Origin of the sequence: Nonomuraea aurantiaca (assembly GCF_020215705.1) — a bacterium.
Classification (GTDB): domain Bacteria; phylum Actinomycetota; class Actinomycetes; order Streptosporangiales; family Streptosporangiaceae; genus Nonomuraea; species Nonomuraea aurantiaca.
In genome coordinates this window covers 124,776-148,627 of record NZ_JAIWNB010000003.1, presented here as the reverse complement: position 1 = coordinate 148,627, position 23,852 = coordinate 124,776, and the positions used below count along the sequence as shown (strand labels likewise).

Annotated in this window: 19 protein-coding genes; 11 read left to right on the top strand and 8 right to left on the bottom strand. The window is 70.8% G+C overall.

Annotated elements, in window-relative coordinates; translation table 11 throughout:
• Positions 1-37: 37 nt before the first annotated feature.
• From rpsT to LDL49_RS10190, 5 genes are all read left to right on the top strand, one after another.
• Positions 38-307 carry a 30S ribosomal protein S20 gene (rpsT, locus tag LDL49_RS10210; RefSeq protein WP_225290724.1) on the top strand — a complete coding sequence of 90 codons (270 nt, stop codon included), beginning with the start codon at positions 38-40 and terminating at the stop codon, positions 305-307.
• Between the two features lie 186 nt (positions 308-493).
• The gene (locus LDL49_RS10205; RefSeq protein ID WP_225290723.1) at positions 494-3,541 is read left to right on the top strand and encodes an FtsX-like permease family protein; all 3,048 of its coding nucleotides are present in this window, start codon (positions 494-496) and stop codon (positions 3,539-3,541) included.
• Positions 3,538-6,138: an FtsX-like permease family protein gene (locus tag LDL49_RS10200; RefSeq protein ID WP_225290722.1), complete on the top strand. Its 2,601-nt coding sequence runs from the start codon at positions 3,538-3,540 to the stop codon at positions 6,136-6,138. Before LDL49_RS10205 ends, LDL49_RS10200 begins: the two co-directional genes overlap by 4 nt.
• Positions 6,135-7,058 (top strand): ABC transporter ATP-binding protein, encoded by a 924-nt coding sequence (locus LDL49_RS10195; protein WP_225290721.1) that lies wholly within the window; start codon positions 6,135-6,137, stop codon positions 7,056-7,058. The genes LDL49_RS10200 and LDL49_RS10195 overlap by 4 nt, the downstream gene beginning before the upstream one ends.
• Positions 7,048-7,761, top strand: a complete 714-nt coding sequence (locus LDL49_RS10190; protein ID WP_225290720.1) for an ABC transporter ATP-binding protein — start codon at positions 7,048-7,050, stop codon at positions 7,759-7,761. The genes LDL49_RS10195 and LDL49_RS10190 overlap by 11 nt, the downstream gene beginning before the upstream one ends.
• Here the strand turns inward: LDL49_RS10190 and LDL49_RS10185 are convergent.
• Complete coding sequence (locus LDL49_RS10185) at positions 7,703-8,896, bottom strand: MFS transporter (protein ID WP_225290719.1); 1,194 nt, start codon at positions 8,894-8,896, stop codon at positions 7,703-7,705. The two genes, LDL49_RS10190 and LDL49_RS10185, sit on opposite strands and share 59 nt — an antisense overlap.
• 67 nt (positions 8,897-8,963) lie before the next feature.
• Here LDL49_RS10185 and LDL49_RS10180 point away from each other — a divergent pair, with 67 nt between their 5' ends.
• The gene (locus tag LDL49_RS10180; RefSeq protein WP_225290718.1) at positions 8,964-9,497 is read left to right on the top strand and encodes a MarR family winged helix-turn-helix transcriptional regulator; all 534 of its coding nucleotides are present in this window, start codon (positions 8,964-8,966) and stop codon (positions 9,495-9,497) included.
• Between the two features lie 43 nt (positions 9,498-9,540).
• Here LDL49_RS10180 and LDL49_RS10175 read toward each other — a convergent pair whose 3' ends face one another.
• The 4 genes from LDL49_RS10175 to LDL49_RS10160 form a co-directional block, all read right to left on the bottom strand.
• Positions 9,541-10,698 (bottom strand): epoxide hydrolase family protein, encoded by a 1,158-nt coding sequence (locus tag LDL49_RS10175; RefSeq protein ID WP_225290717.1) that lies wholly within the window; start codon positions 10,696-10,698, stop codon positions 9,541-9,543.
• Positions 10,699-10,870: 172 nt separating this feature from the next.
• Positions 10,871-11,842, bottom strand: a complete 972-nt coding sequence (gene holA, locus LDL49_RS10170; protein ID WP_225290716.1) for a DNA polymerase III subunit delta — start codon at positions 11,840-11,842, stop codon at positions 10,871-10,873.
• Between the two features lie 62 nt (positions 11,843-11,904).
• Positions 11,905-13,344, bottom strand: a complete 1,440-nt coding sequence (locus LDL49_RS58285; RefSeq protein WP_225290715.1) for an ankyrin repeat domain-containing protein — start codon at positions 13,342-13,344, stop codon at positions 11,905-11,907.
• Positions 13,345-13,505: 161 nt separating this feature from the next.
• The gene (locus LDL49_RS10160) at positions 13,506-14,042 is read right to left on the bottom strand and encodes an alpha/beta fold hydrolase (protein WP_225290714.1); all 537 of its coding nucleotides are present in this window, start codon (positions 14,040-14,042) and stop codon (positions 13,506-13,508) included.
• Here LDL49_RS10160 and LDL49_RS58280 point away from each other — a divergent pair.
• From LDL49_RS58280 to LDL49_RS10135, 5 genes are all read left to right on the top strand, one after another.
• On the top strand, positions 13,971-14,372 hold the full coding sequence (locus LDL49_RS58280) for a hypothetical protein (RefSeq protein ID WP_225290713.1): 402 nt from the start codon (positions 13,971-13,973) through the stop codon (positions 14,370-14,372). The two genes, LDL49_RS10160 and LDL49_RS58280, sit on opposite strands and share 72 nt — an antisense overlap.
• A 304-nt stretch (positions 14,373-14,676) precedes the next feature.
• Entirely contained in the window at positions 14,677-15,537 is an 861-nt protein-coding gene (locus LDL49_RS10150; protein ID WP_225290712.1) for a helix-turn-helix domain-containing protein, read from the top strand.
• Between the two features lie 760 nt (positions 15,538-16,297).
• Positions 16,298-17,188: a phosphotransferase family protein gene (locus LDL49_RS10145; protein ID WP_225290711.1), complete on the top strand. Its 891-nt coding sequence runs from the start codon at positions 16,298-16,300 to the stop codon at positions 17,186-17,188.
• A gap of 389 nt (positions 17,189-17,577) precedes the next feature.
• A complete protein-coding gene (locus LDL49_RS10140; protein ID WP_225290710.1) occupies positions 17,578-18,324 on the top strand; it encodes a hypothetical protein in 747 nt (248 codons plus the stop codon).
• Positions 18,291-18,479 carry a hypothetical protein gene (locus tag LDL49_RS10135; RefSeq protein WP_225290709.1) on the top strand — a complete coding sequence of 63 codons (189 nt, stop codon included), beginning with the start codon at positions 18,291-18,293 and terminating at the stop codon, positions 18,477-18,479. The genes LDL49_RS10140 and LDL49_RS10135 overlap by 34 nt, the downstream gene beginning before the upstream one ends.
• Positions 18,480-18,811: 332 nt before the next feature.
• Here the strand turns inward: LDL49_RS10135 and LDL49_RS10130 are convergent, their stop codons facing one another.
• The 3 genes from LDL49_RS10130 to LDL49_RS10120 all read right to left on the bottom strand — a co-directional run bounded on the left by LDL49_RS10130 (position 18,812) and on the right by LDL49_RS10120 (position 23,850).
• The gene (locus tag LDL49_RS10130) at positions 18,812-21,592 is read right to left on the bottom strand and encodes a ComEC/Rec2 family competence protein (RefSeq protein WP_225290708.1); all 2,781 of its coding nucleotides are present in this window, start codon (positions 21,590-21,592) and stop codon (positions 18,812-18,814) included.
• A 199-nt stretch (positions 21,593-21,791) separates the two neighbouring features.
• Positions 21,792-22,202, bottom strand: coding sequence for a ComEA family DNA-binding protein (locus LDL49_RS10125; RefSeq protein WP_225290707.1), 411 nt, complete (start codon positions 22,200-22,202; stop codon positions 21,792-21,794).
• An 835-nt stretch (positions 22,203-23,037) separates the two neighbouring features.
• Positions 23,038-23,850, bottom strand: coding sequence for a DegV family protein (locus tag LDL49_RS10120; RefSeq protein WP_225290706.1), 813 nt, complete (start codon positions 23,848-23,850; stop codon positions 23,038-23,040).
• Positions 23,851-23,852 lie beyond the last annotated feature (2 nt).

The following is a 23,852-nucleotide window of genomic DNA, read 5'->3' as shown; positions in this document are numbered from 1 at the left end:
GCCCCATCCATCACTCAGACTTTACCGAGGCTTCTTCGTGGCGAACATCAAGTCCCAGATCAAGCGCAACAAGCAGAACGAGAAGGCTCGCCTGCGCAACAAGGCGGTCAAGTCCTCGCTGAAGACGGCCGTGCGCAAGTTCCGCGAGGCCGCCGAGCAGGGCGACGCCCAGCAGGCCGCCGAGTTGCAGCGGGCCGCCGCCCGCCAGCTCGACAAGGCCGTCAGCAAGGGCGTCATCCACAAGAACCAGGCCGCCAACCGCAAGTCGGCGATCGCCAAGCAGGCAGCCACCCTGGCCGCCAAGTAAGGCCCAGCCAAGCTCGCCCAAAGAGCAAGGCGCCAGAGCGCCGCACCGCCGTCAAGGGGTGCGGCGTTTTTTGTGTCACGATTTCGATATCACACCGCCGCATCAGGTCCGTCACCGTTGCGAAGATCGCCTTGCCCTCCCCCAGCTGAATGCCCAAAGGTTCACTAAACAGGACAAGGGGGGCACATGCGGGGGCCGTTGGTCGTCAAACGGGCGTTCAGCGAGCCGCTGCTGTTGCTGGCCGCGTTCGGGTCGATCCTGCTGGCCACCACGACGCTGGTCGCGCTGACCATGTACGCCTCCACCATCGCCGAGGTGGGCGTGCGCCGCACGATGGAGACCGCGCCCCTGGGCCAGGTGGCCGCGACCATCGCCACGCCCGTCACCGGCGAGACGTTCCCGGCGCTCGACCGGGCGATCCGCGCCGAGCTCGCCAGAGCCTACGCGGGCGGGCCCGCCGCCATCACGACCGCCTTCCGCTCCGACTCCTACGTCCGGCCGGGCCAGGAGAGCCGAAAGACCCCCGAGCTGCTCAGGTTCGGCAGCTATGACGCCCTCGACGCCCACGCCAAGCTGATCTCCGGCACCTGGCCGAGCGCCACCACAACCAAGACGGTCGAGGCCGCGATCTCCCTGTCGGCGGCCACGGCGATCGGCGTCAAGGCGGGTCAGGAGATCACCACCGAAGGCCGCCTCGACCACAAGGCGGTCACCGTCCGCGTCACCGGCGTCTTCCAGCTCAACGACCCGTTCGGCGACCGCTGGACCGGCGAGCAGCTGCTCACCAGGGGCGTCGAGACGGGCGAGTACACCACCTACGGCCCGCTGATGGTCCCCCGCGAGACGTTCCTGAGCCGCTTCGCCACGAACGTCAACGCCACCTGGACCGCCGTCCCCGACCTGCGCGCTCTGTCACCGGAGCAGCTGCGGCCGTTCGCCGCCCGGGTGACCGAGCTGCGCGACCGACTCCACGCGAACGGCTGCGCGAGCTGCACCGCCACCAGCCGCCTGCCCGAGATGCTCGCCCAGCTCGGCACCGCCGCCCTGGTCGCCCGCTCCACCATGCTGATCCCGGTGCTCCAGCTGCTGCTGCTGGCCGCGTACGCGCTCATGCTCACCGCCCGCCTGCTCGCCGACCACCGCCGCATGGAGGTGGCGCTGCTGCGCTCGCGCGGCGCGGGCACGCTGCGGCTGGCCGCGCTGGCGGGCGGCGAGGCGCTGCTGGTGGCCGTCCCATGCGCGATCGTCGCGCCCTTCCTCGGCCCGCCGCTGCTGGCCCTGGTCAACACGCTGCCCTGGATCAAGGCCTCCGGTGTACGGCTGACGCCCTCGCCCGATCTGGGCACCTTCGCGGTCTCGATCGGCGTGGCCCTGGCCTCGGCCGTACTCCTCATGCTCCCGGCCCTCGCGGGCGCCCGGCGTACCTACGTGGAGGAGCAGTCGACGCGCGGCCGCAGCGGCGGGCGCGGGCTGATCGAGCGGGCCGGGGCGGACCTGGCGCTGCTGGTGGTCGCGGGGCTGGCCATCTGGCAGTTGCGCCGCTACGGCGCGCCCGTCACCGCGACCGCCGCCGGTGACCTCGGCATCGACCCGCTCATCGTCTCGGGACCGGCCCTGGCGCTGCTCACCGGCGGCATGCTGGGCCTGCGCCTGGTGCCCCGCGTCTCGAAGCTGGCCGAGCGGATCACCGCCAGGCGGCCCACGCTCGCCCCGGCGCTCGGCGTCTGGCAGGTCAGCCGGCGGCCGCTCAAGTACGCGGGGCCCGCGCTGCTGCTGACCATGGCCATCGCGATCGGCATCGTGTCCATGGCCACGGCCGCCACCTGGCGCGGCTCCCAGCAGGACCAGGCCCGCCATCAGGCCGGTGCCGACCTGCGGATCTCCGGGCCGCCGGACGGTCCCGAGCTGGGCACGTTCGGGCGCGGCAGCGCGTTCGCCGCGCTGCCGGGCGTCACGACGGCCTCGCCCGCCTTCCGCGGCCCGGTCCAGCTCAGTGGCGAGGGCGCGGTCCTGCTCGGACTCGACGCCGGCAAGCTCGACCGGCTCTTCCAGCTGCGGCCCGACCTGTCGGCGCGATCGGTCGCGGAGCTGGCGCGGGTGCTCGCCTCGGGCCGGCCGCGGGGTGCCCCGCTGGAGCTGCCGGGCAGGCCCACGACGCTCACGTTGCGGGCCCGCGCCGACGCCGCGGTGTCGCTGCGGATCATGGTCTCGGACGCGCTCGGCGTCTGGCGCGAGCTGCCCCTGGGCCTGCTCCATCCGGGCGACAACCAGATCGACCTCGACCTCACGGAGATCGCCGGGCGGACCGGGAAGATCACCTACCCGCTGTCCGTCCGCGGCCTGGTCGCCAATCCGCCGGAGAGCGGCAGCGCGCAGGTCACGGTGACCGGTCTGAGCGCGGATCGCCCGATCTCGCTCAAGGCGACCGGATCACAGCCGGTCGCGGTCGCCTTCGGCGTGTTGTCCGGCCCGCTGCCCGTGGTGCTCACCACCGACCTGGCCGCCTCGCTCAAGCTCACAGCGGGCCAGGTGGGCCGGGTCAACCTGGATCGGCGGATCGTCGAGGTCAAGGTCGCGGGCCTGGTCGACCGCATGCCGACGACCGCCGCGGACCAGCCCGCCGTCCTGGCCGACTGGGCCACCCTTCAGGCGTACGGCCTGGCGGGGGGACAGATCCCCAGACCGGCCACCGAATGGTGGCTGGCCGCCCAGGACGGTGACACCGGGCCCGCGCTCGCGGCGCTGAAGAAGCGGCCGGAGTGGGACGTCACCGCGGTCGACCAGCGCGAGCTCGCCGAGCGGCTGCGCGACGACCCGCTGGCCAGTGGGCTGCAGGGGGCGCTGATCCTGGGCTTCGCGGCGGCGCTGGCGTTCGCGGCGCTCGGCTTCGTGGTGAACGCCACCGTCGCGGCGCGGGAGCGGATGGCCGAGTTCGCGATCCTGCGAGCGCTCGGGGTGAGCTACCGGCAGGTGTTCGGGCTGCTGGCGGTCGAGCAGGCGTTCGTCATCGGGTTGTCGCTGGTGGCGGGCACGGCGCTGGCGGTCGTCGTGGGCGTCCTGGTCGTGCCGCACATCGTGCTCACCGGGCAGGCCGCGGCCGTCACGCCGGACGTGCTGCTCGACATCCCGTGGGCGGCGACCGCGGCCATGCTGGCGCTGGTGGCCGCGGTGCTGCTCGGCATCGTCGCCGTACTGGCCCGCAACCTGCGTGGACAGCGTCAGGAGGACTTGTGAGGATCCTGCGCCTGGCCCAGGTACGTCTGGGCGCGATGGCCATGCTGTCCCTGCTGACGTTGAGCGCCTGCCTGCTCGTGGCGGGGCTGCCGCGGGTGCTGCAGGGCTCGTACGACGAAGCGCTCCACCGGGCTCTCCAGGACGCGCCCGCGCAGCTCGCCGACCTGACCGTACAGACCAGGTCGCGCGGAGGGCCGGACGACCTGCACGAGCCCGGGCAGTTCGCCTCCAGGGACGCCCGGCTCCGCTCGCTCGTGCCGCCCCGGCTGCGGCCGCTCGTCTCGGCCCCCGGCCAGATGAGCGCGAAGACGTACGACACGCCGGTCCACCTGTCGGGCGGGCAGACCTACATCAACCTCGCCTGGCTGTCGGACGGCGAACGGCGGGTCGAGTGGGTCGACGGCCGGGCGCCGGGCAAGCCGACGACCACGCGCTGGAGCGGGTCGGAGATCCCGCTGTTCGAGGTGGGCATCGTGGAGGAGGCCCGCACCACGATGCCGCTGAAGATCGGCGACGTGCGGATCCTCGGTGAGAGCGACTACGCCGCGGTCAAGATCGTGGGCGTGTTCAGGGCGAAGGACCCCGGCGCCCGCTACTGGAGCCACGACATCGACGTCCTGCACGTCACGCAGGTCCAGCCGCCCGGCAAGCTGGAGCTGGAGCGGCGCACGACCGCGTTGATCTCGTCCGCCGGCCTGGCCGCCCTGAGCGGCGCCGACCGCAACCTGATCTACAGCTGGGTCCTGCCGGTCGCTCCCACCGCGGCCGCCTCTCTCGACGTGCCCGAGCTGCGCGCCGCCGTCGAGGACTACGGGCACGTGGTCACGCTGCAACCGGCGGGCGCCGACAGCCAGTACCGGCTGGAGACGGAGCTGCCGGGGCTGCTGGACACGTTCGGGACCGCGCTGGGCACCGCGCAGACCGTGATGTTCCTGGTGCTCGGCGGCCTGCTGGTCGTGGCGCTCGGGGTGCTCGTGCTGGCCGTGCAACTGCTGGCCGAGCGGATCGATCACCCGCTCGCGCTGGCGCGGGCGCGCGGCGGGTCGCTGCGGCAGGTGGCGGGTACCGGTGCGGCGCTCGTGGCGCTCGCGGTGGTGCCCGCGGCGCTGGCCGGGTGGGGGCTGGCCTTCCTGGTGCCGGGGCCGGTGCCGTGGATCGCCCACGCGGGGCCCGCCCTCGTGCCCCTCACCGCCGTCGGCTACGCGGCCGCGCGGCTGGCCATGACGCACCGGACGCCCCTGCACGAGCGCCGCGACGACGTGGCCGCCGCCCGCCCGTCGGCCCGGCGGATCACCCTGGAGCTGCTGGTCGTCGGCCTGGCGCTGGCCGGCGCGTACTTGCTGCGCGCCCGCGGCCTGACGACCGGCGGCCAGGACCCGTTCCTGCTGTTCGTGCCGGTCGCGCTCACGGTCGCCGCCGCGCTGATCACCATCCGCTGCTATCCCCTCCCCCTCAAGCTGCTCGTACGGCTGGCCGCGCGCGGCCGCCTCGCCGTGCCCTTCCTGGGCCTGACCAGGGCGGCCCGGGCCAGATCCGCCAGCGTGCTGCCGGTGCTGATCCTGCTGCCCGCGCTGGCCGTGTCGGTGTTCGGGACGGTGATCTCCGGCGGGCTGTCCACCACGCAGCGCCTGGCGTCCTGGCAGAGCGTTGGGGCGCCGATCAAGCTGACCTCGCCCGTGGAGCTGCCACCCGACGCCATCGAGCGGGTGCGCAAGGTGCCCGGCGTACGTCTGCTCGTGCCCGCGCAGACCGCCACCGCGCAGATCGGCTACGGCGGCGAGCGGGCCGACATCATCGCCGTCGACCTGGCCCAATGGCGGCGGCTGCTGGACGGCGCGCCGATCAGCGTGCCCCTCACCGCCTCGGGGGCCTCGGGGATCCCGGTGCTGGTCTCCCACGAGCTGCGCGGACGCGGCACGTTCGAGATCGCCTGGTACGAGCGGATGAAGGTCACCACGGCCGGCGAGATCGCCTCGCTGCCCGGCTTCTACCCCCGTGGCAAGTTCATCGTGCTGCCCTTCGCGACGAACAAACGGCCCGGCGTCAACACCCTGTTGATCAAGGGCGAGGCGGATCACGCGGCGCTGCTGGCGGCCACGGGACAGCCCAAGGCCGAGCTGACCTCGCAGGAACAGGCCCTCGCCGCGATCGAGGACGACCCGATGACCGGCACCGTCCAGAACATCCTGCTCATCACCGCCGTCGCCCTGGCGGTCTACGCGCTCATCGCCGTGCTGGTGACGCTGGTGATCGGCGCGGCCGACCGGGCCAGGGCGCTGTCGTTCCTGCGCACGCTGGGGCTGTCGGACCGGCAGGCGCGGGGGCTGACCGTGCTGGAGATCCTCCCGCTGATCCTCATCACCTCGCTCGCCGGGCTCGCCCTCGGCCTCGGCCTGCCCGCGGCGCTCGGGCCCGGCATCGACCTGTCCGCCTACGCCGGTGACCTGGCCGTCGGCGACTACTCCGCCGATCCGGTCATGCCGGTCGTCCTGGCGGCCGGGCTGGCCACCGTCGCCGTGCTCGGCACCTACGCGCACACCGCCATCAGCCGCCGCCGCAGCCTCGGCGCCGTACTCCGAGTGGGTGATCTCGCATGAGTCCAACGTTGTCCGAGCTGGAAGCCAAGGCCGCCGAGAAGAAGGCCGCGTTCGGCGGGGACGCGCACATCGTGTGCGACAACCTGGTGCGCATCTACAAGACGGAGGGCGTCGAGGTGGTCGCCCTGCAGGGCCTCGACCTGCTCATCCAGGAGGGCGAACTGGTCGCCGTCGTCGGCGCCTCCGGGTCGGGCAAGTCGACGCTCCTGAACGTGCTGTCCGGCCTGGACGTGCCCACGGCGGGCGTGGCCAGGGTCGCGGGCATGGACCTGCTGTCGATGACCGCGAAGGACCGGCTGCGGTACCGGCGCGACATCGTCGGGTTCGTCTGGCAGCAGACCGCGCGCAACCTGCTCCCATACCTGACCGCCCGCGAGAACGTCGAGCTGCCGATGAAGCTGGCCGGCCGTTCAGGGATGAGCAAGGCACGCAGGGAGCGCGCCGCCGAACTGCTGGACCTGCTGGGCGTCGCCTCCTGTGCGGACCGCAAGGTGCCCGAGATGTCCGGCGGCGAGCAGCAGCGGGTGGCCATCGCCGTCGCCCTGGCCAACTCCCCGCAGCTCGTCCTGGCCGACGAACCCACCGGCGAGCTGGACAGCGAGACCTCGGAGGAGGTGTTCGGGGCGCTGCGCAAGGCCAACGGCGAGCTGGGCGTGACCGTGGTCATCGTGACCCACGACCCGCTGGTGTCGGAGCGCGTCGATCGCACGATCGGCATCCGCGACGGGCGGACCAGCAGCGAGACGCTCCGCCGCGAGGGCGTCGCCGAGGAGTACGCCGTGCTCGACCGCGTGGGGCGGCTGCAGCTGCCCCACGACTTCATGAACGCCCTGGACATGGAACGCCGGGTGCGCCTCGAACTCGAATCCGACCACATCGGCGTGTGGCCGGCCCGGGAGGAGCCCTCCAATGAGCAGTGAGCCCCTGGTCGTCGTAGAGGGGGTGCGCAAGACGTATCGCACCGGGCCGAAGGAGGTCGTGGCGCTGCGGGAGGTGTCGTTCTCGGCCTACCCCGGCGAGCTGATCGCCATCCGCGGCCGGTCGGGGTCCGGCAAGACGACCCTGCTGAACCAGATCGGCGGGCTCGACCGGCCCGACGCCGGGCGGGTCGTCGTGGCGGGGGCCGAGGTGACCTCGATGTCCGAGGACGACCTGCTGGCGCTGCGCCGCGACGTGGTGGGGTTCGTGTTCCAGTCGTTCGGGCTGATCCCGGTGCTGTCGGCGGCCGAGAACGTCGGCGTGCCGATGCGGCTGGCCCGCACCCCGGTCGCGGAGCGGGACGCGCGCGTGCGCGTGCTGCTGTCCCTCGTCGGGCTGGAACAGCACGTCAACCAGCGGCCGTACGAGCTGTCGGGCGGCCAGCGGCAACGGGTGGCGATCGCCAGGTCGCTGGCCAACCGGCCCCGGCTACTGATCGCCGACGAGCCCACCGGACAACTCGACTCGCAGACCGGGCGGCAGATCATGGAGCTGCTGCGCGCCCTGGTCCGCAGTGAGGGTGTCACCGCACTCGTCGCCACCCACGACCCGAGCCTCATCACCCTGGCCGACCGGGTGCTGGAGATCAGCGACGGAGTCCTGCGGGAGGCCGCTCCTCTGGAGAGCCGCTCGCTGGAGGCTTGACGGACGAGATCGCGGCCAGGTTCGCCACCGCCACGGCGACGGCTCCCGTCAGCAGCAGCCCGGTCATGCCCACGAAACCCGCGAGCGGCGCCGCCACGGCCAGCCCGAACGGCCGCGACGCGAACGAGATGAGCTGATCGAAGGCCCGCACCCGACCCAGCGCGCCCTCGGGGATCTCCTCGGCGACGACGGTCTCCCACAACGGGCTGAGCAACCCGAGCCCGAACATCGCCACGAAGTAGGCCGCCGCGATCAGCACCACGTTCGCCGTCACCGCCAGCGCCGCCAACGGCAGCACGTACAGCGCGGCGGCCACCTGGACGACGACCAGCGGCCGGCGGACGGGCAGCCTCGGCACCAGGAACACCCCCGCGACCAGGCCGACCGTGCCGCACTGCACGATGAGCACCCAGCTGGCCTCGCCGCCGAGATGTTTGACCGCGGTCAGCGGGCCGAGGGTGAGGAACAACCCGGCCATGAAATGCCATACGCCATGGCCGAGCACCGACTTCAGGAACCATGGCCGCGTCCTGACCTCGCGCCACCCCTCGGCCAGATCCTTGGCGAACGTGGACCGGGCTCTGTCGGGCTGCTTGGCCGTACGGACTCCGCCGAGGGTGAGCGCCGAGCAGGCGAACAGCGCGGCGGTGAGCAGCGCCGCCCACCCCGGCCCCGCCACCAGCACCACGCCGCCCGACAGGGCGGGCGCGAGCACGGTGGACGTGCTGGTGGCCACGCCGATGCGCGCGTTCATGCGCAGCCGCTCCGGCCCCGGCACCACCGCCGCGACCAGCCTCGGTACGGCCGGCATGCCGAACGCGATCGCCACCCCCGCCACCGCCGACAGCACGGCCAGGTCGAGCACGCGGCCGACGCCCATCAGCAGCTCGATCCCGATGGCGGCCTGGGAGAGGCCGCGGACCAGGTCGGCCACCAGCGCCACCCGCTCGGGCCGGAACCGGTCGGCCAGCACCCCGCCTACCGGAAGCAGCAGCAGGAGGGGGATCAGCTCGCAGGCCAGGACGACGCCAAGAGCCTCGGCCGAGCCTGTGGTGCGGAGGACGGCCAGGGTGAGGGTGGTGGGGATCAAGGCGGTGGCCAAGGCGGAAATGGCTCGCCCGAGCAGAAGTCTCATGGGACGGCAGGTTAATTCGCTGATTAATGTTTCGTCAACTAAATACTTGCTGGCGTATGATTGCGGAATGAACGCGGACTCCGATCCCAGCCCTGGCCTCAGCGGCAGCTCCGGCTCCAGTGACTCTGTCGATCGGCATCTGGCGCGGTGGCGGGGCAAGGCGCCGTACGACGAGCGGGTGGAGGCGGTGGTGACGCGGATGCAGCTCCTCGTCAAGCACCTGCACCAGACGAAGGAGACGGCGCTGGCGCAGGTGGGGATGCAGGACTTCGAGTTCGAGACGCTGCATCGGCTGGTGGCCAGGGCGGGCTCCGCGACGCCTTCCGAGCTGGCCGCGGAGCTGATGCTGTCGCCCGCCGGGATGACCGGCCGCCTCGACACGCTGGAGAAGTTGGGCCTGGTACGCCGCCTGCGCAGCACGGACGACCGCCGCCGGGTCGACGTGGAGCTGACGGACAGGGGGCACGAGCTGTGGATGGAGGCCATGCGGATCCGGGCGGAGGTGGAGGCCGCGATGGTCTACGCACTGGATCCGGCGGAGCAGGCGACCCTGGACGGCCTGCTCAAACGGCTCCTGGTGAACGTGGAATCCACCCGCTGACCCTCCACCGCGGCCGGTCCGGTGCGCCGATCAGGTGCGCCGGTCAGGTGCGCCGGAGTTCGCGGAAGAAGCTCGTCAGCTCGTCCTGGAGGAGGGCCGGCTCCTCCAGGGGCAGGAAGTGGCCGCCTCTGCCGGGCTCGCTCCAGTGCCGGATGTCCGTGCAGGCCCGCTCGACGAGCGAGCGCGGAAAGTCGGTCATCACCGGCTCGTGGCTCAGCGTGACCGCCGCGGGCACGGTGATGGGCGGCCGCGCGGAGTTGTGCTCGAAGTCGAAGTACTGCCTGAACGAGGTGCCGATCGAGCCTGTGGCCCAGTAGAGGGTGAGGATCGTCAGCAGGGTGTCCCGGTCGAACCGCGTCTCCACCTCGCCGTGACAGTCGCTCCAGTCCCGGTACTTGTCCACGATCCACGCGGCCAGCCCGACCGGCGAGTCCAGCAGCGCGGCGGCGATGGTGTCAGGCCGCGTGCCCATGATGGCGCTGTAGCCGCCGTCACCCTCGTCATAGACGGCTTCCGCGTCGAGGAACGCCTGCTCCTCCGCCGACAGCGGCGGGACCTCCAACGACGCCGGGAACGGCGGATGGATCAGGTGAATCCCGATCACCTGCTCCGGATAGAGCGCCCCCAGCCACCCGATCGCCGCCCCGCCGATGTCACCGCCGAACGCGCCGTAACGCTCGTAGCCCAGCACCTCGGTCATCAGCGCGTGCAACGTCCGCGCCATCGCCGCCCTGGTCAGCGGCTCAGCGGGCAGCTCCGAATAGAGGAAGCCGGGCATGGACGGGATCACCACATCGAACGCGTCCTCCGGATCACCCCCGAACCGCCCCGGATCGGCCAGCCGGGCCGCCAGCGGCAACATCTCCACGAAGCTGCTCGGCCACCCGTGGCACAGCAGCAACGGCATGGGCGCGGGCCCGTTGCCGGGGATCTTCAGGAAGTGCGTGCGCGCGCCGTCGATGTGCGCCATGCCGTGCGGCAGAGCGTTCAGCTCTGCTTCACGTGCCCGAAAGTCGAATTCCTCGGCCCAGTAGCCGACGAGGTCACGGAGATAGCCGGGATCCGCGCCGCCCTGCCACGCCCGCTCCCCTCCCTGGTCTCCGAGCCGTGGCGGGGCGCCGAACCGCGTGTTACGCAGCCGGCTCCGCAGGTCGTCCAGCACCTCGTCCGGCACCTCAATACGAAACGGCGACCAGCTCACATATCCTCCACCAACCGGTAAGGGGCACACCTCGCCCTCCGACGCTTCGCGACCTTACCGGGGTGCCGGCTGCCGGCCCATTGGTTATTGAGGCGCGTTGTCGGCTATTGGCCCGTACAGCTTCAGGGTGGTGTCGGGTATCGGCCCGTACGGTTACCGGACTGGGTGTCGGCTACCGGCCCGTACGGTTGGCGACGATCACTTGCACCGTGTGTTCGAGCGCGTACGCCGGGTCGGCGCCGCCACCCTTGACCTGCTCGTCGGCATCGGCCACCGCCTGGATGGCGCGGGACAGGCCCTCCGGACCCCAGCCGTTGAGCTGCCGCTTGACGCGGTCGATCTTCCACGGCGGCATGCCCAGGTGACTCGCCAACTGCCCGCCCCTGAGATTGCGCGGCGCTCCGCCGACCTTGGCCAGGCCCCTCAGCCCACCCGCCAGCGCGCTCACCAGCAGCACGGGGGCCACCCCGGTGCCGAGCGCCCAGCGGAGCTGCTCCAGCGCCTCGGACAGCCGCCCCTCGAGCGCCGAGTCGGCCACGTTGAACCCGGTGACCTCCGCGCGCCCCTTGTGATAGCGGGCCACGGCCGCCGCGTTGATCGTTTTGTCCTCCGTGTCGAACACCAGCTGGTTGCAGGCCGCGGCCAGCTCCCGCAGATCGTTGCCCACCGCCTCGAGCAGTGCCTGCGCGGCGTCGCTCGAAATGCCGCGCCCCGCCCGCTTGATCTCGCCCTTGACGAAGTCGAGCCGCTCGCCGGCCTTGGTGACCTTGTTGACGGTGACGACTCGCGCTCCCACCTTCTTGACCCCGTCGACCAGCGCCTTGCCCTTCACCCCACCCGGGTGGACCAGGATGAGCACGGTGTCGTCAGAGGGATGCGCCGCGTACTTCACGACCTCTGCGATGACGTCCTTGACGAGATCCTGCGCGGACCGGATCACCACCACGGAACGATCACCGAAGAGCGACGGCGAGGTCAGCTGGGTCAGCTCCCCCAGCGCCACCTTCCCGCCGATGAGATCGTGCACCTCCGCACCGCCCTCGGCCGCCCGCGCCGCCGCGATCACCTCGCTGACCGCCCGCTCGGCCAGCAGCTCCTCGTCGCCGACGACCAAGGTCACGAGTGCTGGATCTGTTGCCGCCATGTCGTGCAGCATGCCACGCGACACCGACAAGCCGGTACTCGACGACGGCGGTCACCGGACCTTCACTCCAGACTTCGCAGGTACGCCGCCGCGCGATGCATGCCGCCGTGTTCGGCCCAGCCGAGCGGGGTCGCGTCGTACGCCGTGTCCTTGATCGCCGGGTCGGCGCCGAGCTCGATCAGTGTCTCGGCCGTCTCGACGTCGTCGTTCCAGGCCGCCGCGTGCAGCGGGGTGGAGCGATGCAGGTGGTTCACGTCGAAGCCGAGACCGGCGAGCAGCCGTACCGCCGCGGGCTTGCGCTGTTCGGCCGCCCTGATGATCAGCCCGGGGAATCGGGCGAGCGCCCGCGCCGACGGTTCCGGGCCGAATCCGGCCACCGCGGCGGCGTCGGCGCGCATGCAGGCGGCGGTGAACGCCTCCATCTCGTCCAGCACCGCCGAGGCGCCCGCCGCGGCGAGCAGTTCGGCGACCTCGGTGTGCCCGTTCAGCAGGGCGAGCTCGTAGGGGGTGTGTCCGCCGTACGCCGGATGCCCGCCCAGGCCGTTGACCTCCGCGCCGTGTGCCAGGAGCAGCCGGGCCCGCCGCGGGCCGCCCCGCAGCGCGGCGGTGGCCAGTTCGTCGCGCAGCATCTGCTGCGGGGACTGCAGTGTCGGGCCCAGCCGGGCATGCCACGGGCCGCCCTCGCCCCGGCCCAAGCCGAACTCCAGCAGCAGCTGGAGGTGGGCGGTGTCGTCGGAGCGGGCGCCGCCGAGCCCGAGGTTGTAGAGGGTCTGGCTGTCGTTGGGGTCCGCCCCGGCCTCCAGCAGCAGCCTGGCCAGCGCCAGACCCTGCGGATGCGGTGGCTGGTGGCCCTCTCCTCCGCCGAATGCGCCGGTGAGCGCGGTGAACGGCGAGGTCAGGCCGTCCCACAGGAATCCGGCGTTCGGATCGGCGCCATGGTCGAGGAGAAGCCGGGCCGCCGCCACGTACTCTCCTGGAGCATTGAGCCGCGCGTAGGCCAGGTACAGCAGCGGCTCCCACCCGTAGGGACCGCCCTGCTCCCGGGCGAGCCCCGGACTTCCGGCCAGGATGTCGGCCAGCGCATCGGCCGAGCCGGTGGCCGCCATGGTGAAGACGTTCGCGGTGGGCAACTGCGGATGCCGGGCCAGCAGCAGGTCGGCGTCCGCGGTCCGGCCCGGGTGGTCCGTGCCATAGGTGAGGCAGGCGAGCCGCAGGAACTCCTCCGGCAACTCCTGGCTCGGTGGGACCCGGTGCGGCGAGCGGGAGTAGCGCTCGACGGTGCCGAGGTGTTCTTTGAGCTTGGGCCAGCTCGCGAAGCCGTACATGCGGGCGGTGACGAGTTGCGCGTCGGCCAGCTTGAGCGTCTCCGGCGGCCGGGGATGGAACTCGGCGACGAGCCCGAGCGCCTCAGGGACTTCCGCCTTCGCATGCTGATGGAGTGTCTTGGCCTGCTTGCGGAGCCGTTCGATGCTGGGGTTGTCGGGCAGGCGATGGATGGGCACGAGGGCCTCCTTTCCGTCTGGCCTGGCGTCCGCATGATCAGGCCGGGAAAAGAGGTCGGGCCGGGTCGTTCGATGAGCATCAGGTGGGCTTAGCCCTGTCCGCGGACCGGTGGCGCCCTGAGCGCGCACCACCCACCCTACGCCGTGACGACGAGCCCGGCTCAGGCCAGATCGAGGACGAGCTCGGCGACGACATTCGGCTGGGCCAGGAAGGGGTGGTGACCTGCGGCCACCTCGACCACGCGCGTGGCCCGCTCGCCCTGGGCGCGCTGCAACGCCGGAGGAGTGCCGTTGTCCTGCGCGCACACGACATAGGTGGAGGGGATCTGTTTCCAAGCGGCGGCCTGGACCGGCGCGGTGGTGACGGCAGCGCTCTGCCGTACCAAGCGCGCGTGCGCCTGCTCCACCGCCTCCTGGTCGCAGTCTTGCAGGAAGGTCCGCGTGGCGAACTCGGCGCGCACGCCGAAGGTGCCGTCAGGACCGAAGTCCAGGTACGGCGCGGGCGTCCCGTCACCGAACGAGGCCAGGCTCTCGCCCACCTCAGGGAGGAAACTTGCGATGTACACCAGATGACGCACCTGGGGCAGCTCCGTCGCCGCGGCGCTCGCCACAACACCGCCATAACTGTGGCTGACCACGATCGTCGGCTGCTCGTCCGCCGCCAGCCATTCGCGTACGGCCGCCACGTCGTCCTCCAACGTCGGCCCCTTCCCGCTGGGCGCGCGCCCCGTCTCCCCGCAACTCGGCAGCGGCGGAGCGGAGCGCCCTACCTGCGTCTGTTCGGCACCGTCCACAACACGCCCGACGGGCAGGCCCTGTGGCCCGACTTCCGCAGGGCCGCCACCACCGACTGGCTCGCGCTCCTGGAGCAGGGGCTGCGCGGCCACCATGGCGCGGCGGCACCCGCGCTGGCCACCACCGTGCTCGCCGTTATTCGCGGGCTCCTCATGGACACCGACGCCACCGGCGACACCGCCCGCACCGACGCGGCCTTCACCGCCTTCCTCGACCTGCTCCGCGCCCGGTGAGACGACCACACGTGCGGCGGCCCTTCGATGCCGAAAAGCGAGCTCGCCCGGGAGCACTACCACGGTGGCTTCGCGACGATATCGGCACGGCGATGGCGGTGCTCGATGGTCCTTCTATCGAACCGGCGACATGTGGCTTACGGGTCGCTGGCCTGAGTCGCTTTCTGTGCCGCAGGAAGCAACGGTCACATCCGGCCGAACCATGCTCAATGGTTTCTCCATGATTTTCAAGAAACCCTACAGACGTGAGGCCGAACCCGGGCGTAGCTTCGAAGCAACTCCATCGCCCGAGCCGAGGTGGCCCATGACAAGTCACAGCACGATCATGGAAGCACGAATGTCGCTCGCCATCCGGCTCAAGGATCTTCGCACCGCCCACACCGAGGGCGGTCGCCGAATGACCGGCGACCGCCTGGCCGAGGCCATGGGGTGGCGCGGACGCAAGTCCCGCATCTCCAAAATCGAGAACGGCCAGCAGGTCCCGAGCGACGACGACATCCGCGCCTGGGCCACCGCCTGCGGAGCCGAACACGAAATACCCGACCTGCTCGCCGCCGCCCGCCATATCGACACGCTCTACACCGAATGGCGCCGCCTGGAGCGGAACGGGCTGGGCCAGGTCCAGGAGGCGTTCATCCCGCTGTACGAACGCACGACCCGATTACGCGTGTGGCAGCACTCCACGGTCCCCGGCCTACTGCAGACCGAGGCGTACGCCCGCGCCCATCTGTCCACGATCATCTCCTTCCGCGGCATAACCGATGACCTGGAGCGGGCCGTGGCGGCGCGCATGGCGCAGCAGCAGTCGCTCGGGGGCGTACGGCGCTTCGTGTTCGTCCTCGGCGAGCAGACGCTGCGCACCCCGATGGTGAACCCCGCCGGGATGAACGACCAACTCGACAGGCTGGCCACGTACACCCGGGACAATCCCTACGTCAGCCTCGGCATCCTCCCGTACAGCCGCAAACCGCCCGTCATGCCGCCGGAGAACTTCTGGCTGTACGACGCCACCGAGGTCCGGGTGGACGGTGTGGCCGCGCAGTTCCGGATCAAGAAACCGGACGACGTCGCCGTCTACGAGAAAGCGTTTACCGCACTGGCTGAAGTGGCCGTTTATGGGCCGCTCGCGCTGTCGTGTATCGACGCGGCGCGCCCAGATCTTTAAGAAACTTTTCGAAACTTCCTTGAGCGGCCACAACGCGGATTCGTACCTTCGAGGCGGACCACTTCGCGGCGGCCGGAAGGCTCCCGGACTTCCAAACCCCGGCCGCCGCAAGCAAGCTCCACCTCCGTGAGGAAGTCGCTGTGTCCCCCACTGCTTTACCTGCGGACCCCTCCGCGCACCGGCCCGCATTACCTGTGAACATCTCCGCACACCCGATCGCGTCACCCGCGGACATCGCCGCACACCCGCCCGCATCGCCTGCGGGCATCTCCGAACACCCGTCCGCATTGCCTGCGGGCATCTCAACACACCCATCCGCGCTACTCGCGGACACCACCACACGCCCACCCGCGCTACTCGCGGACACCACCGCACGGCCACAGGCGCTACCTGCGGGCATTTCCGCACGGCCGCCCACAGCTTCACCGCTGGGCACCCTCGGTCTCGGTGCGCCGGCCCGCGTCTATCCGGCCCCGGGCTCCCCGCTGGACCGGTCGACCCTGACCCACCCGTGCGACCTCATCGACCAGGGCCCGCTCGATCACTCGGTCGAGCGAGCCGCACGCGACCACGGCCCCGACGACCTGGCTGGGGCAGCACTCCACCCTGCGGCCGAGCGAGCCGGCGCCACCGCACAAACCATGCGCACCCCCGCTCTCCCGCTCGCTCTCCCGCTCGACGCCGAACTGCGGATCGCAGACGGCGGACGCGGCCAGTGGTATTCGGGCTGCGCCGACGACTCCGGAAATGGAGGATTACGATGACCCGGCAGCAATGGGAAGACCTCCCGGCGAGCGTGCGCGAAACGGTAGAACTCGAATGCGGCGGCCCGGTCATCAAGGTGGAGCCCGCCGGCGAAGGCACCATGCCCGGTATCTCGGCCCGGTTACAGACCGAGAATCACAGCGTGTTCATCAAGGCCGTCGAGGCGTCCGGACCCGCTGCCAAGGCACACCGTACGGAGTCATGGACGGCGAACGTGCTGCCCGACGAGACTCCCGCACCCCACCTGCTGTGGCGAGGGCAGCAGGACGGGTGGCTGGTGACCGTGTTCGAGTACATCAACGACAACAGCCGCCACGTCGACCTGACGCCCGGCTCCCCCGACCTGCCCGCCGTCCTGGACACGGTGTCCCTGCTCGGCGCCCTGCTCACGCCCTGTCCCAGGGGAGCGGCGCCGGTCATCGACAACATCCTGCCGCTGCTGGCCAAGCACTCTCATCTGCGCGACAAGGGCATCCCAGCGGACCGCGACCTGTACGACACCGCGATCGAACGCTTCGAACCGCGTGACCTCCGCGGCAACACACTGCTCCACTACGACCTCTGCTCGAACAACATGCTCATTTCGCAGGGGCGCGTGTACGCGATCGACTGGTCGTTCTCCGCCCGGGGCGCGGCCTGGATCGACGCGGCCATGCTCGCCCCCCACCTCGTCGAAGCCGGACACACCCCAGAAGAGGTGGACGAGTTGCTGTCCCGCGTACCGTCATGGTCGTCCGCGCCGCCGGACGCGGTGATCGGGCTGGCCGCCCTGTGGACGCGTTTCCGCACCTACAAGGCGCGGTACGGGCCGGAGGAGAGGCGCGAGTTCCGGGCCAGGACGGCGGGCGCGGGGAGGACGTGGCTCGCGTACCGGCAATCACTGTGACGGTGCTGAGCCACCCACCCGCCGAGCCGCTGACGTACCGAACCACCGACGTGCTGAGCCACCGACGTGCTGAGCCACCGACGTGCTGAGCCACTGACGTGCTAAGCCTCCGGCGTACCGAACCACGATGTACCGAACCACTGACGTGCTGAGCCCTGTATGCGCTGAGCTGCAAATGCGCTGAACCGTGTTACGTGCTGAGCCCGCGCCGGAGGCGCCCGCCCAGACGAGGGGCGCCCGCCGGGAGGGGGGCGAGCGCCCTTCGCCTGGGCGGGCGCCTCTTCACGAGGTCGGGGGCGACGCCGTTCGACGAGCACCCCTGTGCACCCATAGCCCCGGATGCGCCGTTCCCGGCGACACGGCCGGTGCGTCCGCTCACACTGGCGCTTGTGAACAGCGTCTGCCCGGAGGCCGGCTGGAATCCGATCGAGCTCGCGCCGGAGCTTTCCCAGCTGGCCGGAGTGCTGGCCGGTTTCGTCTTCACCGGCCTCGTGGTGATGCTGAGCCAGTCGTGGCCCAAACGGCGCAGAATCCCGGCCATGGGCCTGTTCGTCGCCACGTTCGCGGCCCTGGCGCTCGACAGCTACCTTTTCGCGGTGGTCGCCGGCGAGACTCCCACCGTCGGCAGCGCCTGCTACCGCGTCTGGTCGGAAACGCTGCTCGCCAGCGGCCTGCTGGCGGTGGGCTCCGTCGCCCTCACGGGCGGCATCGTCTGGCTGATCGCCGCGCACCTCGAACAGGACGAGGGCAGGGACTCCTGGGACAGCGCGATCGACCTGGGGCGGCTCGCCCGTAGCGTCCTTCACGGCATGACGGCTCTGGCATGCGTGCTGTTGTCCACCACGACCCTGGACTATCTCCACGTCTCCTTCGCCACCCGTCCACCGACCTGGCTGATCGCCTCGGTGCACACCTATCTTGTCGCGATTCTGGCGATCATCGGGCTGATCCGCCTGCGGCAGCGCCGCACAACCGCCTCGGCGGCAAGCCTGGCCCGCCAGCTTTCCAAGGGAACCTTCGGCGCCGTTCGCTATGCGCTCGTGGTGGCCGTGGCCCTCGGACTGCTCCTCGCCTACGCAGACGTGTACTGGAGTCCCCGCCGGTGTGGCTGGCCATCACGGTCACCGTCATCGTGACGCTGGCTCCCGCACCGACGCTCATCAGGCTCGTCTACGCGGTTCCGCGCGTCTACGCCCAGACCGTCATGACCCCGCGACAGGTCATGAGCCGCCCCATGCGCCTGGCTTCCCTCATCCTCCTCACCTGGGCCGTCCTCAGGCGCAACAAGTAGCCGTCCTGTCCCATCACCAGAAACCGATCCAAGAAGTGCCCGAACCATCAACGCTCTCGGCCCGTTGATCACTAACCGGTGCCCAACCCGGCGACAAACGGTGCCGATTCTCGGTGGCATAGCCGCCCCTTTCAGGATCACTTGGCCTGCCCTCGTGCGGGTCAGGTGACGCAGCACCGCTTCAGGATCACTGGACCTGCCCTCGTCCAGGTCAGGTGACGCACCGCTTCAGGATGACTGGGCCTGCCATCGTCCAGGTCAGGTGACGCAGAACTGCGTCCCATCCCGTTCCAGCGTTCGCAGAACGGCAGACTGGAATGGACCGGTGCCGGCTACGGGCCGCGGGCGACCACCGCCAGTTGTCCGTCCTGATCGATGACCGCCAGGTCGCCCGAGCGGTCGGTGCGGTAGACGCGGGCGCCGAGGCGGTGCAGGAGCCCGATCGTGGACGGAGCGGGATGGCCGTAGTCGTTGTCGGCTCCTACGCTGATCAGCGCCGCGCGAGCGCCTACGGACGCGAAGAAGGCCGGATCCAGTCGCCGCGAGCCGTGGTGCGGGACCTTGAGTACGTCCGCTCGCGGGGCGAGGCGCCGCAGCAGCGCGTCTTGAGCCTCGGTTTCGATGTCGCCGCTCAGGAGGGCCGAGCCAGCTCGCCAGCGTACGCGCGCCACGACGCTGGAGTTGTTGATCAAGCTACCCTCGCCTTGGCCCTCGGTGCCACCCTGGGCCGAGTCAGGGGCAAGGATGGTCATCTCGGACGGGCCTAGTTGCCAGCGACTGCCCGCGAGTGGCGTCCATTCGGGGATCCGGTGGCGGGCGAGGATGGTCGCGATGCGATTGCTCTCCTGCGGGGCGACGCGTTGCGGGCTGACGATGACCGCGCCGACACGCCTGTTCCTGAGTACGCCGGGGAGGCCGTCCACGTGGTCGGCGTGCGGGTGGGTGAGGAGCAGCAGGGGTACGTCGCGTACGTCCAGCCTGCGCAAGCAGCGATCCATGACGACGGGGTCCGGGCCGGTGTCGACGACGATGCCACGACCGGGACCGGCCGCCAGCACCATGCCGTCGCCCTGACCGACGTCGCAGACCACCATCAGCCAGTTCGGAGGCGGCCACGGCTTGGCCATGGGACGAACCACAAGCGCGACCACGAGCGCCACGCCGGCCATCGTGAGGGCCGCCGTTCTCCAGGCACGGCGTTTGAGCACCGGGATCATCAGGGTTACGGCGACCACCAGAAGCCCGAGGCCCGGAAGACCGCCCGGCCACGGGAGGGTGGCGAGTGGCATGCTCACGGCCCACTGGGCGACCATGATGATCCAGCCCACGGCGTACCCTGCCGGGATGACCAGCCACTGAGCTGCCTGCGGCCATATGGGAGCTACCAGTGCGGCGACGAACCCGAGGATGGTCGCCGGCGCCACTGCCGGGCCCGCCAGGAGGTTGGCGGGTATGGCCACCAGGGTCAGCTGGCCAGACAACAGCACGAGAACCGGTGTCACAGCGACCTGCGCCGCCGCGGACACGGCCACCGCCTCCGCCGCCCACCGAGGCAGCCGCAGACGGCGCCGACCTCGCCCGGGCGATGAGCGAATCGGGGCAGAGGGCGGCGGCTCCTGGGACTCGAGGACGACATCGGGTGTGTCGGCATTGGCACTGTGGGGTGCCGAGTCGGCGGCGAAGGCACCAAACGCGGCCGAATCAGCGACCGAGTGAGCGGCCGAGTGAGCGGCTGAATCAGACGCGCCGCCATCGCGAGGTACCGAGTCGGACCTGACGGCACCGCGAGGTACCGAGTCGGACCTGACGGCACCGCATGATGCCGAACCGGACCCGACGACCCCACGGGCCACCGAATCGGACGGGGCCACGCCACCAATAACCCAATCGGACCCGACAGGACCACAACCCGCCGAACCCGACTCGACCACACCACGGCCCGCTTGATCGGACGCGACAGCACCGTATGGTGCCGAGTCGCTGTGACGGCTGGCATCGTCGGCCCGGGTGGGGGTGGGGGTGGGGGTGGGGTTCTCGGCGGCGAAGTCGTCGTAGGTGTCGGCGCTTGCGGGGGTTTCCTCTGGGTCGGGGCCAGTGAGGTGGGCTCGCCAGCGGGGAGCCAGGAGGAGGATGCCGGCGGTCGCGAACACGGACAGGGCGAAGCCGTACGAATGAGCTAGTTCGGGGTCGAACAGGATGAGCAGCAGGATCGACGCCGACAGGGCCGCCACACCGTCCTTGGCCCGGCCGGTGCCCAGGGCTATGGCGGCGGTCAGGCCCATGAGCAGGGCTCGGAGGACGCTGGGCGAGGGTCTGGCCACCACGGCGAAGGCGATCATCGCGATGGCGGCGAGGACGGCTCTCAGGGCGAGCGGGAAACCGGCCAGGCGGGAGAGGGCCAGGACGACGCTTGCCACGATCGCGAGGTTCGCGCCGCTTACCGCGTTCAGGTGGCTCAGGCCTGCTTCGTTGAGGTCGGCGGTGAGTTGTGGGTCCATGCGGGAGACGTCGCCCACGACCAAGCCAGGGAGGAGACCGCGCTGGTCTGCCGGGAGTATGTCTGCGGCCGTCCGTAGGCCTGCTCTGAGGGTGCCTGCCGCGGCCTGGATCCATGACGGGGAGGTGAGGACGCGTGGTGGCCCTCGTACGAGGAGGACGGCGCCGATCAGATCGCCTGGGGTTGCCTGGGCCAGACGAGCGGTTACTTCCAGGCTCTGGCTCGGGAGGAGGCTGCTCCACTCGGCGCCTTGGGCGAAGACGACGACAGGGGTGTTCACCGCGATTGCTCTGCCGGCCGCACCTCGCCGAAGCGGCGATTGAAGGCTGGAGGGGGTTTGGAGGACGGTCAGGGTGGCGGGGACGACTATGCGGTCCTGGGTGAAGCGTCCGCCTCGGTGGCGTCTGATCTTCGGATCGTCGGTGAGGGTGATCTGGGCGGTGACCTGTGCACCGCGGGTCGCCAGGGCGGCCACCGGGCCTGTACTCACGGCGTGGACGCGCAGGCCCACCGAGGCTGAGGTCGCGGCGACACAGGTGAGAGTCGCGATGGCCACGTTGCGCCAGAGCCGCCGGGCGGACCCCTGAACCGCTCCCGAGGAAGTGCGGCCGGACATGATCCAAGTGAGGGAGCCTACTTGGAGAACGCGGGAAAGTCTGGGGAGAGTCAGGAGCGCGGACACGGTGGCCACAGCGGAGACGATCAAGCTTGTGGTCGGGGAGAAGTTCAGGAGGGTGAGGGTGGTGGCCCAGGCGGCAACGGCAGGCAGGGCCAGGGACCAGGAGTGAGGTGAGGAAGGAAGGTCGTGAGGCATGTCAGACGCGGACCTTTCCCTTGATCTCCTCGTATTTCTTCGCGCCGATGCCGCTGACCTCGCGCAACTGGTCGACGCTGGTGAAGCCGCCGTGGGCGATGCGGAAGTCGGCGATGCGGGCCGCCAGGACCTCCCCCACGCCGGGGAGTTGTTCGAGCTGGTCGGGGGTGGCCGTATTGAGGTCGAGGATCGTGGTGGCGGGGTCGGCTGAACCGAGGCCGGGTGGGAGGCCGGGTGGGGCGCCTACGACGATCTGTTCGCCGTCTACCAGGCGTCTGGCCAGGTTGACCGAGGACATGGCGGTGCTGCGGACGGGGCCTCCTGCGGCTGTCACCGCGTCGGCCACCCTGGCTCCCATCGCGAGGGTGTAGAGGCCCGGCTTGCGGACCTTGCCGGTGATGTGGACGGTCACTTTGGCCGTGGGAGATGGGGTGGCGGGTACCGGCGGGCTGGGGGGTGGGGCGGGGAGGGGTTCTGGGGTGGGTTGGGAGCGCCACGCGATCACGCCTGCCACCACTGCGGCCAGGACAGCCAGGGCTATCAGGATGCGCAGGCCCGGCCTGCCGGGGTCGAGCGAGGCGGGCGTCTTGGTGGTGACGGCCTGGCGAAAGGCCTCGAACGAGGGCGGGATCGGGGCCGCCGGTCGGCCAGGCCTCTGAGGCGGGTCGTGAGGGACCGCCCCACGGCCAGATCTCTGAATCGGCTCGTGCGGGGTGGGAGCGCGGCCTGACCTCACGGGCGCCCCATGCGAGGCTCGGCCTGGCGTCACGGGTGCCTCGGGCAGGGCTTGGCCGGGCTGCGGAGGCGGGTCGTGTGGGTGTTGGAGTGCGCCGCCGGGCAGGCTGGGGTTGGTAAGCGACCGTAGGCGGGACTCGGCGATGGTCCGCTCGGCTGTCGCATCGTGGTTGCGCACGCCAGCGAAGGTACGAGACAGGCGGGGGCCCGCAGGCTGGTGAACGAGGTTCTGGGGACAACCGGGCGACGGTCAGGCGGCCCTGTGGACGAAGAAGTGGTTCGTCAAACGACCGTCTAGATCCCTGTGACGGTCCGTGGCGGTTGGGGTCCTGATGGGCGATCCCCCTCCGGGAGAGAGGAAGAAGACCGTCCGTCGCAGTTGGGCTCACCAGGGGAAGTGCCCCTCCCGAGGAGCGGAAGAAGACCGTCCATCGCGGCAGAGGTCCCCAAGAAGGGACATCCCACGGGAGAACGGAAGAACCGATGCCGGGCGAACGTTCGGCGATATCGTCCTAGTCGGCCGAGGTGACCGTCAGTCCCAGCATCCCGGGACCCACATGGACCCCCACGACCGCCCCGACCTCCACCACCCGCATCTCCACAACCCCGGGCAGCCGCTTGGCCAGCCGTTCGGCCAGTCCCGCCGCCCGTCCCAGCGCCCCCAGGTGCTGTACGGCGACCCGCACCTCCGCCTTGCCCGCCGCCGCGGCCACCGCCAAATCCTCCAGCCGGGCGATCGCCCGGGTCGCGGTCCGTACCTTCTCCAGTAGCGAGACCCGCCCATCCACCAGGTGCAGTAGCGGCTTGATCAGCAGTGCCGAGCCCACCAGCGAGGCCGCCGTCCCCACTCGGCCGCCTCGCCGCAGGTACTCCAGCGTGTCGGCGTAGAAGTACGTCCGGGTCCGTAAGGCGCACCGCCGGGCCGCCGCCGCCACGTCCGCCAGCGTGCCCCCGTCCGCGGCCGTGCGGGCGGCGGCGAGGACGGGGTAGCCGAGGCCCATGGCGATCGAGCGGGTGTCGATGACCTCCACCGGCACCGGGGACTCCTTGGCGGCCAGCAGGGCGGCGGCGGCTGTGCCGGAAAAATCGCCGGAAAGGTGGATTGAGACCACGCCCGATGCACCGCCGGCCGCCAGCGACGCGTAGCACGAGGCGAAGTGTGCGGGCGCGGGTCTGGAGGTGGTCGCCGACGACAGGTCGCCGGTGAAGGAGTCCTCGTCGTACGAAAGACCGCCGGAAGTCACCTGCACCGGTACGACAGCGACACCAGGCACCGGAGGCAGGTAAGCGGTTGAATCCGTGACCACGAACACCGATGACGGCATTA